8 protein-coding genes are annotated in these 13,463 nt (G+C 46.1%); 5 read left to right on the plus strand and 3 right to left on the minus strand.

Translation table 11 applies throughout. The features are described from left to right. The first annotated feature begins 11 nt into the window (after positions 1-11). Together SPB21_RS09450 and SPB21_RS09455 are read left to right on the plus strand one after the other, a co-directional pair. Positions 12-2,432 carry a methyl-accepting chemotaxis protein gene (locus tag SPB21_RS09450; protein ID WP_499866404.1) on the plus strand — a complete coding sequence of 807 codons (2,421 nt, stop codon included), beginning with the start codon at positions 12-14 and terminating at the stop codon, positions 2,430-2,432. A 129-nt stretch (positions 2,433-2,561) separates the two neighbouring features. Next, the gene (locus SPB21_RS09455; protein ID WP_499866405.1) at positions 2,562-5,882 is read left to right on the plus strand and encodes a response regulator; all 3,321 of its coding nucleotides are present in this window, start codon (positions 2,562-2,564) and stop codon (positions 5,880-5,882) included. 101 nt (positions 5,883-5,983) lie between these two features. Here the strand turns inward: SPB21_RS09455 and SPB21_RS09460 are convergent, their stop codons facing one another. Both SPB21_RS09460 and SPB21_RS09465 read right to left on the minus strand, forming a co-directional pair. Continuing rightward, positions 5,984-7,039 carry an acyl-CoA dehydrogenase family protein gene (locus SPB21_RS09460; protein WP_499866406.1) on the minus strand — a complete coding sequence of 352 codons (1,056 nt, stop codon included), beginning with the start codon at positions 7,037-7,039 and terminating at the stop codon, positions 5,984-5,986. Between the two features lie 64 nt (positions 7,040-7,103). Further along, on the minus strand, positions 7,104-10,937 hold the full coding sequence (locus SPB21_RS09465; RefSeq protein ID WP_499866407.1) for a WD40 domain-containing protein: 3,834 nt from the start codon (positions 10,935-10,937) through the stop codon (positions 7,104-7,106). A gap of 376 nt (positions 10,938-11,313) precedes the next feature. On the opposite strand from SPB21_RS09465, the gene SPB21_RS09470 reads away from it, so the two are divergent. The 3 genes from SPB21_RS09470 (at position 11,314) to SPB21_RS09480 (ending at position 12,443) form a co-directional block, all read left to right on the plus strand. Next, on the plus strand, positions 11,314-11,733 hold the full coding sequence (locus SPB21_RS09470) for a hypothetical protein (RefSeq protein WP_163699385.1): 420 nt from the start codon (positions 11,314-11,316) through the stop codon (positions 11,731-11,733). Between the two features lie 149 nt (positions 11,734-11,882). Continuing rightward, positions 11,883-12,188 (plus strand): hypothetical protein, encoded by a 306-nt coding sequence (locus SPB21_RS09475; RefSeq protein ID WP_163664027.1) that lies wholly within the window; start codon positions 11,883-11,885, stop codon positions 12,186-12,188. Positions 12,189-12,239: 51 nt separating this feature from the next. Further along, complete coding sequence (locus tag SPB21_RS09480) at positions 12,240-12,443, plus strand: hypothetical protein (protein ID WP_163699383.1); 204 nt, start codon at positions 12,240-12,242, stop codon at positions 12,441-12,443. Between the two features lie 94 nt (positions 12,444-12,537). Here the strand turns inward: SPB21_RS09480 and SPB21_RS09485 are convergent, their stop codons facing one another. Beyond that, the gene (locus SPB21_RS09485; protein ID WP_499866408.1) at positions 12,538-13,422 is read right to left on the minus strand and encodes a LysR substrate-binding domain-containing protein; all 885 of its coding nucleotides are present in this window, start codon (positions 13,420-13,422) and stop codon (positions 12,538-12,540) included. Between the last annotated feature and the right edge of the window lie 41 nt (positions 13,423-13,463).

Consider the following 13,463-nt stretch of genomic DNA (forward strand, 5'->3'; position numbering starts at 1 on the left):
TTTGAATGATTATGGTCTCTTCTTCTGTAAATCAAAATCCATCTTTAACTGAAACATCCTCCCTGGTTAAAAATGGTTTATCTGGTGCATCCCGCGTTCAAACCCAATCGAAAGTTACCCAAGGACAAACACTTACCCAACGTCTTCTTACCTATGTGTTACCAACGGCCTTAATCCCGCTGATCGTAGCAGGAGCCGTCGAATTTTTTACGGTGAAGCAAAAGGCTAAAACGCAGGCACTGGAAAATCTTAAACTAGAATCATTGCTGGCTGCCGAAGCTGCCAATGTCTTTGTGGTAGATACGCTAAAAATTCCAGAAGTGATTGGTTTAAATCCATCGGTTCGCCAGGCCTTAGTGACTGATGCCAATAAAGCTGTGAGTAAAAATTGGCATACTACCCCCATTGATGCTCTAGAAACATCATTTTCCAGTACCAAGCTCCTGACCCCAAATAGCTCTTTAAATCAATATCTTAGGGATGTTGCTATAGTTGAGGGATTTGGCGAGATTTTCTTTACTGAGCGCCATGGCTTTAATGTGGCCTATAGTAATGTTACCTCAGACTTTGTCCAACGAGATGAAGAATGGTGGCAGGTTGCGAGTCAGAAAGGATATTTTGTCAGTTCAGTTGTTAGCGACGAGTCTGCTGGTATTGACGGTATCGAAATGTCTCGGAGCATTTTAGAGCCGAGCAATAATAATTTTTTAGGCGTGATTAAAACCTTGGTCCCGGTTGAGGCGCTCCATGCAGAGCTGACAACCCTATTGTCGGCTATCTTGCAAGATAACCAGGTTATTGAAATCTTAGATGCAAGGTCAGGCACTCCTGTTGCGGTTGTCTCTTCAGAAGGTACTCAGGTTGAGGCCGAGTCTTTATTGGGAACTGAGTCCATTAAGGTGATTGCTAAGGAACTGGATAATGCCCTAAATACTCCTGACTATACTGTTGATGAAATTATTGCAGATATCCGTGCAGCCGTAGAGTTACCTGATCTACAAATTGAGCTAGAAAAAGTTAATCAGGAGTATTTGGGCTTATATCTATCTTCACTCTTTAAACTAGAAGGTATTTATTACAGTATTACCACTGTGCCAGGTACAAACTGGGTGGCGCTTGCGGTTATTAACGAGGCAGAGGTCAATGCAGCAGGCAATGATTTAATTCGAACATTTGGTGTGACGACGCTAACTCTGGCTCTTGTAGCGACTGTAGTGTTGAGTGTTTTAGCGAGACAGTTAGCCTCTCCCCTGAAATCTTTGACCTCGACGGCAGCCGCTGCCGCAGGTGGCCAACTAGAGATTCGAGCACCTCTAGCGGGCACAGTGGAAACCAAAACTTTAGGGGCAGGTTTTAATTCATTGCTCAATCAGTTGCAGACCTTGCTTCAAGAACAAACTGCTGTAGCCCAGGAACAAGAGCGTCAACGGGCGGAGCTAGAGAATGAAATCGCCCAATTGATGGAAGACGTTGGCGATGCCGCAGATGGAGACCTGCGAGTCCGTGCCCAGCTATCTGAGGGTGATGTCGGTATTGTAGCTGACTTGTTTAACTCAATCATTGAGAACTTACGACTCACGACAAAACAGGTAAAAAAATCTACCGGGCAGGTAACCAGTTCTCTATCTGAAAATGAGGCTGCTATTCAAGAGCTGTCAGTTCAGGCAATAGCTGAGGTAGAATCCTTGAAAGATACGATGGAAGCAGTAGAAGAGATTGGCCAATCAATTCAGGAAGTAGCCGACAACGCAGGTGAAGCTTCTGTTCTTACTCAAGATACCTACGCAACGGTGAAAGCCGGTACATCCTCTATGGATCAAACAGTAGCAAGTATTGTGGGTCTGAGATCAACGGTTGGTGAAACAGCGAAGAAAATCAAACGATTGGGTGAATCAGCCCAGAAGATTTCCCAGACAGTTAGCTTGATTGACGAAATTGCCTTGAAAACCAACTTATTGGCGGTTAATGCCAGTGTTGAGGCGGCCCGAGCCGGTGAAATGGGTGAAGGTTTCACAGCGGTTGCAGAACAGGTAGGATCGCTGGCAGAACAATCATCATCTGCAACCAAAGAAATTGCTCAGATTGTTGCGGAAATTCAAACAGAAACCCAGGAAGTTGTCGAGTCGATTGAAACGGGTACTGCCCAGGTGGTTGATAGTACCAACCTTGTGGAAACAACCAAACGGCGTCTGACTGAAGCACTCAAAAAATCAGAACAAATTAATGAACTGATGCGACAAATCTCAGCATCTACTAAATATCAGACAGAGTCATCATCAGCTGTTAACACATTGGTGAGAGAAGTCGCTGAGGAATCTGAAAAACGTTCAGAATCGGCACAACAGATGGCCCAAGCCATGAAAGATGCCACTGAAGTTGCACAAGAACTGGAAGCCTCGGTAGAACAGTTTAAGATTGACGACGAAAACTAACAAATATGGCTAAAACCGAGTGGCCATTCAACTAAACGAATAAACGAGAGAGCTGCTATGGTTCCAACTTAAAGCTCCGATTAAATTTGCAGTCCAGTTTCGACTTCAACACCATACCTGAATCACACCATGGCTACCGATCAGCAGGTTCGAGAAAGATTTCTGGAGGAATCCGGAGAATATTTTGAGCAGATGGAACAGGTTTTGCTTGGCCTGCCCGATGCAGAAAACCCTGCTCAGCAAATTGATGTGGCCATGCGCGCTGCTCACTCCCTGAAGGGAGGAGCTGGCATGATGGGGTTTGCACCCATGGCCCAGGTGGCCCACCGACTAGAAGATTTCCTCAAAATCATTAGAGCCCGCAATGTGGATGTGGATACTGATTTGGAAACCCTCTTACTGCAAGGGGTAGATAGCCTGAAGGCCGTGAACTCACAACTGTCCTCAGGCTTGAGTGTTGATAACGCATGGATTGCAATCCATGTAGATCCTATTATTGAGCAGTTAAGAGATCGTTTGGGTGAACTAAGCGAGGCCGATGAAAGTCTCCTCCTCTCAGACGAGGACGATATAGACGTAGCCATTCTTGTGTTCAATGGGGGTGTGGAAGAAGCCCTGGATACGTTTGAGGCAAATTTGCCTGGCTATGCAGGAGAACCACTGCAGGAAGCTTTGTGTAAACAGGCTAATCGATTAATTGAACTGGGGCTGATGGGGGGAATCGATACCTTTGTTGAGCTTTGCCAGTCAGTTTATGATCAAGCCCAAAGCGCTAGCCTTGGGCAGATGCCAGCATTATGCAAGCAGGCATTGACGGCCTGGAGACGTTCTCAGTCCCTGGTGCAACTGGGGCGTATGGATAAGCTGCCATCCCAACTCAAATTTATTCCTGATACGACGCCTGATGCAACCTTGGAGAGTGCCACTGTAGTAGAGCCCACCGCCGTATGGAAATCGATATTACCCACAGACTCGCCGTCCGAAATAGAAGACGTCGTTACTGACATATCTCTCCTGACGGCAGAAGAGACGATCAGTTTGGATGATACTGATCTAGCAAGCTTGCAGATGGAAATGGCTGCTGCCGCTGAAGCGTTAGAAATATTGCCAAGTATCGATAATGATAATATTGATAGCTCCATTGTCGTGGTTCCTGAGCCTGCTGTCGAACTACTTGCAGAAGCCGAACTACTTACAGAAATGGATCCACCAAGGCCTAAAAACCTGGGTGTTGAGACTACTGTGGACCCACCAGCAATGGATTTACCTGAGCTGGATACAAAGGATCTCAGCCAGTTACAGGCAGCATTTGCTCAACTTGACATAACCACCTTAGTTGACCCTTTTGATAAGGATAGGGTTACCGCAACAACTGATTTAGTCGCCCCAGAAATTACCCCAGACGCTATCTCTGAAGCAACCTCAGAGGCTATCCCGGCACAAGTATCCAATTCCACCCAAAGGTTGGCTCGCCCTAGGGTAAAACGAAAAATTGTTCGTCCTCAGATGACGGCACCTAAGCGAACCGGCACGTTTCGGATCGCTGCGGAAGATTTACAACAGATCAACGATCTCTTTGGTACCTTGATTCTGGAGCGAAATGCGATCAACCTGCGACAAAAGCAGTTAAATGATTTTGCCACCCTACTACAAGAACGGATGCAAGCATTGGAATCGTTTAACGTCCGGTTGCGTCAATGGTATGACCGTTCTTCTATGGAAAGTCTTCTGCCAACAGGGGCGATGAATGCCAGTCTACCGGTTGCCCTTGCGGAGTCAAGAGCGTCTGATAGTGGCATAGGTGTGGCACTCTCTCAAGATTTTGATGCCCTGGAGATGGACCAATATTCTGAATTACATTTGCTTGCCCAGGAGCAAATGGAAACAGTTGTTAAGCTTCAGGAGGTAACTGCTGACATCCGTCTGGGTCTGCGGGAAATGGACCAGACCACCCAGTCTCTTAATGGTACGACCCAAAAACTGCAAAATCGAATTACTCGTACTCAAATGCGTCCGATCTCGGATATACTAGGCCGCTTTCCTCGACTGATTCGTGATCTGTCTGTTCAATACGATAAAAAAGTCAAGCTCAAAATCGAAGGGGAAACTACTCTCTTTGAGCGGATTGCTTTGGAGCTGTTGGCAGACCCTCTTACCCATATCCTTAGAAATTCCTTTGACCATGGGATTGAGCCAAACCATGAACGGGTTAAGGCGGGTAAAGCTGAAATGGGATTGATAACCATTCGGGCTTCTCAAATTGGCAACCGTGCCCGAATGGTTATTCGTGATGATGGACGCGGCATTAACCTGGATAAAATTCGCGATCGCATGCGACAACACAATATTGATGAGGCTGTTATCAATAAAATGAGTAAGCAGGAGCTACTCTCCGTTATTTTTGATGCAGGGTTTAGTACCGCAGCTGAGGTTACTGAACTGTCGGGCCGTGGTGTGGGTATGGACGTGGTTCGCAGCAATTTGCAACAGTTGAATGGTGATATTCAGGTAGATACACAGCCTGGCCAGGGAACAACCTTTACCATTGAAATTCCCTTAAGCCTCTCTGTAATTCGGATCATGCTTTTGGAACAGGAATCCATGGTATTTGCTGTGCCTGTGGATGCTATAGAAGAACTGATGGCTCTGGATAGGGACCAACTGATTGACTCTGACCAAGGACCCAAATTTATCTGGCAGGGGCAACAGATCCCCTTAGTCCAGCTCGAAGATCACCTCACGTTCAATGGCAGGGCTTCCTTGACTCCCTTTGAGGGTAAACCTACCATTGACCACCCTATGGCTCTCATCGTTAGCCATGACAACGGTTATTGTGCCATTGTCATCCAGCGCTACTGGGGGGAGCAGGAAGTTGCTACCCGAGCCATTACAAGCCCCATTCCCTTGCCACCTGGCTTTGTCGGGGCAACTGTTTTGGGGGATGGTCGAGTTGTCTCTCTGGTTGATCTACCGCTACTCATTTCTAGTACTGCTTTTGACAAGATCCACACACCATTAGAAACCGAATCGGACGTTTCTAACCTCGTCCCATTACCCCAGCAAAACCATGGCTCGCAACCAACAGTCTTGGTCGTGGATGATTCTGTACACTTGCGTCGTTATCTTACACTTACCCTAGAGAAAGCAGGTTACTATGTCGAACAAGCGCGGGATGGGCAAGAAGCCGTCGATAAACTTCTTAAAGGCTTAAACGTACAGGCTGTTCTTTGTGATGTAGAGATGCCTCGTCTTGATGGCTATGGTGTGCTGGATGAAATTAAAAATCGACCTGAGTTTAAGTCGTTACCCATTTCGATGCTAACCTCCCGCAGTAGTGAAAAGCACCGCAAATTAGCAATGAACCTGGGAGCTGCTGCCTACTTTGCCAAGCCATACAATGAGCAAGTGTTATTGCAGACCTTAGAGAAGCTCATTGCGAAAACAGTTTAACGGTATGGCGATTCCCGGTCATGATCCCCCCGGCATCGCCCAGTTGTCCACGATCAAACAGATCGATGATCCAAAATTGTGCAAAGTGCCCACAAAGCACCCTACAAAATTCTTTCCAAACTCGCCCTCATTCCCCCATTACTCTGGCCTGATACCGAAAACGCCAGGGCCTCTCGATAAACCCGTTGCGCCGGATGCCCTGCAAAATTCGCCGCCCCCCGTGACACAATCACTGCCCCATGGCCACACCGCACCGCTAGCTCAATCGCCCAAGCCCGCAACCGCAACCTCTCTTCCGATGGATTCTTTAAAGTCCCATAGGTAGCTTCTCGGCAGCGACACACCTCATGGGTTAATCTCCCATAGGCCTCACCAATCTCAGGAAATACAGACGATTGAGCCCTTTTTAAAATATCCAATCCTCCCTGAGCACAGCCAAGGGCAAAAAAATTGTGCGTCAGCGGATACCCCATATCTGCCTGCTGAATCCACCCCGCTGGCTTAACATCCAAAACCAATTTCTCAGGCGCAAACCAATCCTGCAAAGTCGCTGTTACCGTTTGTGTTGATCCTAAGGCTGCCAGTTCCATGGGTTCACTAAATGCAAGCGAGCCTTTGACAGGATGAAATGGAGCTAGAACAAAAACTGCTCGTCCATCCGGTAGTTGTGCTGCCAACATCCAATGCTCAAAAATCCCAAACCCCGTAATCCAAGGCACTGTGCCATTAAACATATACCCCCCAGCGGTCTCTTTTGCCAGGATAGGCTGTTGTGCCCGACGCAAATGAGAGAAGCCTACACCCAGACCAATGTCACCTGCGATCGCACCCTGCAAATAGGTCTGTTTTAGTTCTAGGTTGTCAGAATTCCAAAGCTCCTGGGCACACCGCTGATGCTGACTTTGTAAAAACACCAGTGCTCCAGAGTAGCGCGCCAGCTGCTCCGTAAATCGATAAACCGCCTCAGAATTCCAACCTTGTCCCCCACCCTGTTTGGCAACCTTAAGTCCCAATAACCCATGGCGACCTAATTCCTGAAATGCCTTATGTAAGGACGTTGGGTCTCGATCTAGCTGTGCCGCCTGTGGAGCAATGAGCGTTTGAAATAAGTGATCAAGCGTATGGGTGGAGTGACCGGTAATAACAGATGTGCTCATGGGGGCAAATAACTGGCTCGTATAATCCCAATGTAGCGGGTGGAGAGCGTTAAAGCTTAGGGCTTTAATTTTGGCTCTGGGACAGGCTATTGCTGAAGTCTTCCACATCGATAGCGCCCAGATCCTTGAGACTGACACGCTGTACTGGATCAATTCCAGTGATGCCTTTTATCTGCATCTTTTCATAAGGACGGGGTGGCTTAATTTGTCGGCGAGTTTTATCGATAATATCGATGATGTGGATAGAACCACTGCGATCGCAACTCACTAAATGTCGACTATCCGACATAAACACCAAAGATTGAATCCCCAATGGCTGGCCAATGGGCATTGGCATGTCTATTGGCTGGGCTTTCCAGTTTTGTGGATTAGGTGAGCGAGTGTCCCATACATAAATCCTATGATCATCACTACCACTCGCCATCCAACAACTATCTGGGCTAAAGGCAACAGATTTCACCCCTGCTGTCCGATGTTCATCTTCAAAACAATGGAGATATTCCCCCATCTCCACATCCCAGATGATCACTTTTCCATCATCACTACCGCTCGCCAACAATAATCGAGGATTGGACTGAGATTTGGGAAACGGCTTAAATGAAACTGAACGAATGCGATGCTGGTGGCGCTCCTTAAACTTACGAATCACCTTATATTTGCGCACATCCCAGAGATAAATTGCCTTATCATCCCCACCACTGGCTAAATATTTCCCATCGGGGCTAAAGGCAACCGTTCGAATCCAATGTTGATGCCCCTCCAATAGTTGTAATTTCATCCCCGTAGGTAGCTGCCAGAGATAAATTTGGCGATCATCTCCGCCGCTCGCCAGCATTGTGCCACTGGGGTTAAACGCCACCGTGCGCACCCAGTGTTGATGGCCTATAAGTACTTTGACACAGGAACCGCTTTCCAAATCCCAAATCCGCACCGTCCCATCATCACTGGCGCTGGCAACCCATTCTGCATGGGCCGTTACCCCCCAAATACGTCCGGTATGACCCGCTAAATCTCGAATCGGCGTATTGGGATCTTCTTGAAAAGATTGCCATAGTTTAATATGCCAGTCATTCCCACCACTAACAATTAAATCTAGATCAGACGTTTGACGAGCACAAGACAGCACAGCCACCGACCGACTTCCCCTGGCAAACCCTCGCAAAATTTTGAGCGGCTCCATGGGATGCGTCCAGCTATTGGGTGTCGCAGACACTTTCGATAAAACAACTGAACGATCATCTCCGCCACTGGCTAAAAGTGTGTCGCTATGGTGCTGGTAGAAGGCAACAGACCAGACACGACTGTCGTGTATTTGAGATTTACTAATTTGAGTTCCCAGGTGAAAATCCCACAGAATAACGGTGCCGTCGTCGCTACCACTACCTACATAGCATCCATCTGGGCTAACAGCAACCGAACGAACTCGATCGGTATGTCCCCTTAAAACCCTGATACAGGTTTGGGACTCCAGATCCCAAATGCGTACGGTTTGATCATCACCACTGCTAACCAAATACTGGCTACAGGGAGAAAACACCACAGATCGAGCCCAATCTTCATGCCCAGTTTCTGTCGACGACATGAAAACTCGTTGCCTTTTCTCCCAATCCCAAACTCGAATATAGGTATCATCACCACAGCTGGCAATTTGATTGCCAGCCTGATTAAAGGTAATATATCGAAGAGTTTCACTACTCGTTGGCGTAGAAGACTCTTCTCCACGTTCCTGAAGACGTTTCAACTCCTTTCCAGTCCTCACACTGTATAGATAAATCGTAGATCGGCTAGAGCAGGCGACGAGCTCCCTTTCAGGATGAAACGTGACTGAGCGTACCCAGTCTGGAAAGCCAACTTTCTCCCACACTAGCGAAATATTATTGAGGCTGGGTTGATTTTCAGGGCTAGGATGAAAACGCCAAAGTCTTAATTTACTGTCATCTCCCCCGGTAGCGATTAAGGTGTTGTCTCGATTAAACGCGAGTGACCGTACCCAACCTAAATGACCTTGCCAATAGGTACGTTTTTGATAGGTCAGCGCATTCCAAATGTGAATATGCCCATTCGTATCTCCAGCAGCGAGATACGGTGCATCCAGAGAATTAAAGCTAGTAGATTGATGGGTAAAGCCAACTGATACCACATCGCTTAGCATCTCAGTGAAAACAGATTTATCTAAGTTGCAGTGGTTAAACTTAGTGCCAGTTAGTTTAACCCCTTCCAAATCTGCCTGCCAGATCGCCAAATGTGAAAAATCTTGATTGCTCAGATCTTTAGCGGCTTTCAACTCTTTCGACAGCTGTGTCATCAAGTTGACCAAATTTCCACCTAAATAACCAATTTTATAAGCATCATTATGACGGTGGCGCTCCAAGAAGATCTCTAGTTTTTCTTGAGTTTCCCTTGCACTGCCATAGAGTTGTTTTAGGGCATCCAAAACCGGCTTTAATAGCTTTTCTGTTTGCTGTCGTCGCACATAGTGAACAGCATCAGCCTTTAGGAGGGAATGATTGTTAAGTAATAAATTGTCAGGCAACTTCTGTATAGTTGACGAGTTGAGTTCCTCAACGATGCGCTTGACCAAATGCTGAGTCACATATTCCATCACCGTTGGCTGCAAAGTAAAGGTTGCCCCTGCTGATCTCACTTCGATTAATGAGCGATGTTCCAGGGAGCGCAACGTATAAACAAGATCTTGCTTATTCAGCAAAGAGACAATATCAGTTTGCAGACTGATAAATGTCATGGGTAGGCGATTAATGGCCAACCAGTACATGGTCTCTTTTTCGAGAGGTGATAGCCGATTAAACTGATCCTTTAACACATCCCGCAGATCGTCAAAGACCAGCTGTTGCTGGTCTAAAAAGCGTCGGATACGCCCTGCAAACAAGTCTTTAATGGTACCCGTCGCTAACTTGAGAGCCAAAGGATTTCCAGAATAGCTATGGATGAGCTTCGCTTTTTCGACATCGGTGCCCTGCAATGGTTCAATATCTTCTAACAGTTGCTCAGCTGCCTGATAATCTAGCCCTGCTAAAGCCAAGATACGCACATTTGAGTGTTCTCCTTCCAGAGTCACTAGCTCTCGAGGCTTCTCACGACTAGTGATTACAACACAGCTACGTAGTTGTCTTTCTAATTTTGAAATGCCAACCTCTTGTAACAGCTGACGATAATACTTATAGTCTTTGTACTTATGATCGAGAGGATCTAAAGCCCCTGCTTGAAAATGTCGAGACGCTTTCTTTGCATTCTTCGTAGGATTAGTCTCAGAAACAAAAACCTGGTCAAACTGATCTAATACAAGTAAGCATCGCTTTTGTTTAAATATTTTGAACAAATCCTTAATGGAGGCATTGGCAGGTATTTCAGGTAATGACTCAAGCAGAGCTTGAAATGAATCAAATTGTCGTAGTGAGCGCCAGACAACCCAATCAAACTCGGTCTTTATTTGGTCGATTAACTCTAAGACAAGGGCTGTTTTGCCAATGCCACCTATACCGGTAACCGCTATTAGATCACAGCGATCGCTACGAATCCATTGGCTTAGATGCTGTAATTCCCTTTTTCGGCCAGTAAATGAGATTACTTTGGGAGCATTCCCTAAATCAATGCAGTCCTGGTTCTGGTTCTGATTCTGGGCACGTTCAGATTGAGCGTTGAGCAGTTTGACTTTGAGAATAGCAAGTTTGCCTGGCCCTTTCCGCGCAATCTCAAATTTACGATATACCTCACCAAGACGCTTACGCACTGCAGCATCACTAATTTTTAACTGTTTGGCGATGTCAGCTGTCGATAAACCATTCACCGCTAGAATCAAAGCCTGCCTTTCAGCCTCAGTGACTCCGTGAGCCTTAGCTTCTGAGGTCAGAAAGTCTTCAGAAATATCGGGCTCCACCATAAACGCCACATCCTCAGATTAAAACCATGCAATAACGATGATCGAGGGGAACCCACCGAGATCCCTAGCCATAGTTAAACACTAACTGTATTTGATAGGTTACCTCACATAAGTGAGGAGCTAAACCCTGGCTTATTATTTTTAAACAGAAAAACCCTCACTTCATGGTTCTTATTACTCTGCTCTAGCTTTTGAAGTGAGATAGGTTAAGGATAATCATGATGGGCAGACATTATTATGACCTGAATCTTAGATGGCAACACTTGAGGCTGGTTATTGACAGCATCTAACTTTATCGCTACTTTTATCTATGTGAGGTTAAACGCTACGCGGAAGTGATATTTTCTCCATAAATTTCTCACATAAGGGGGCATCTATGTTTAATCACTCACACTTTAGGCGAATGGACCTCTATCAGGTGTTAACGTCCGTTGATCAGAGCATCCGACAAACGGTCTTAGATACTGGCTTTGGTAACGTGGAGTTAGAGTTTAGCCCTGCAGATCGTCAGACCGTTAGAATCATTGTTAAGAATACAGTTTACGATCTCTACGCAGTTAGTCTAGATGAGGTACAACAGTTATTAAGGAGCGGACCACACTTCCCAGATCATTATATTAGTCAAAGGCTTTGGGACATGCTGGGAATAATCCTGCACACCATTTTGGGTGAACAAGGTACACAGTATGGCCACATTAGTCTGGAGATGGAGCGGAAAAACCATCAGCAACGTTTTCTCATTCATGGTGCGCCATCGTATCAACTGTATTTAGCTCAAGAAGCGATGAATCTTTAATTCCATGGGTATGCTGGGGAGCGGCAGCCCATAGGTTCAAAAACAATTAAAAACGGCTCGGTTTATGGAGAGATTACCAAGGCCGAGGAGGGTGCTGAAGAGCGCTTTCCTTGGCCTTGGTTTTTGGTAATAACCTCGGGGGACATCTCATGTTTGCTAAGTTTCAAACGCATACAGTGCTGGCTCGACTACTACAGAAACGTCCTGGTAATAGGCTTCCCAGGCGATTTAGGCAACGTCGACGCTACAGCTTGATCATGCGCATAGCATTTCAGTTATTTCGCTGGTTGTTTTTATTTGGTATGGGGGTTTCTCTCTTAACACTGTTTGTAGGTTGGGTCGTTTCTCAAAATTTGGCAGAAACTATCTACTTTCAGGTACAACCTCTTTTCAAACTGTTTGCAGCTACGACGTTTTTAGTCTTTGCCTGTGCCTGCCTTAAGGAGTCTATTTAAGGATTTACCACCTGTCAAAGTTGTTCACATTGTTGCTCACATTGTAAAGCCATGGCCATCTTCCCGATTGTGACATTTTTCTTGTTGTTTATCGCGCTCACCAAGCAGTTATTGGGTAAGGCTAGTGATATGCCAGATCGCGCATTGAATGAAGTGAATTTATCCATAGGAGATAAAACACCTATTGTTTTGGAGATTGATTCGTTACATTCTTTGGTGAGGTTGATCGCTCAGCTTGATTCTGAGAAGCAATAGACTTGTACTTTATGGTTACAAATGATCAGCGATCACAACAGCTGTTGCGATCGCTGATCATACATGACTCCCCAAAAGAGTGCCTTGAGCTACTTTAAAAAAGCTCGTTCACAAGGTTCAGTATATTAGGTATGGCGGGATGAGATATATCTGAACGCCAGACAACGGCTGATTCAAGTATAGGAGACCGTTCTATCAAAGGTCTAGCCACCACACCCTGTTGTTGAATCTGTTGAATAGACGCATGAATGAGCGACACTCCCAAGCCTGCTGCCACTAGCCCAAGAATTGTTTGTTGTGGAAACGCTTCCTGGATCACCCTTGGGCTAAAATTGGCCTGCTGGCAAAAGCTAATAATGGAATCGTACAAAACAGGGCCTACCTGACGAGGGAACAAAATAAATGACTCGTCCGCTAAACATGCTATTGATATTGGCACAGGAGATTTTTTCGCTAAGGGATGAATATCTGGTAATAGTGCCATCATAGGCTCTCTATAAATCACCTCCTGACTTAGCAAAGGCTCATTAATCGGAGGATGTAGAAAGCCTACGTGAATCTCTTCAGCTAATAGTGCCTTCACCTGTTCATTGGTTTGCAACCGTTTTAGGTCCAGGTGAATTGCTGGAAATCTCTGCTTGAACTCACGCACAACTTTTGGCAAAACACTATTGAGAATGGGGCCAGTAAAACCAATATTGAATTGTCCGGCCACACCTTGACCAACCCGCTGAGCCATCATCACTGCATGGTCTGCCTGAGCCAGTGTTTTTCGTGTTTCTTGCAAAAACACCTTGCCCGCCTCCGTTAACCACATCGTACGCTTGGTGCGATGAAAAAGCTCCACCCCTAATTCTTCTTCCAGGTTACGAATCTGTCGGCTCAGGGGCTGCTGAGCCATATGGAGACGATGGGCTGCACGGCCAAAATGCAGCTCCTCGGCAACCATCAAAAAGTAGCGCAGGTGGCGTAACTCCATTTGAACCTTTTAGGTGCTAATTATGAACAAAAGAGGTGTTG

The organism is Leptothoe sp. ISB3NOV94-8A (genome assembly GCF_043421595.1).
GTDB lineage: Bacteria > Cyanobacteriota > Cyanobacteriia > Phormidesmidales > Phormidesmidaceae > Leptothoe > Leptothoe turfae.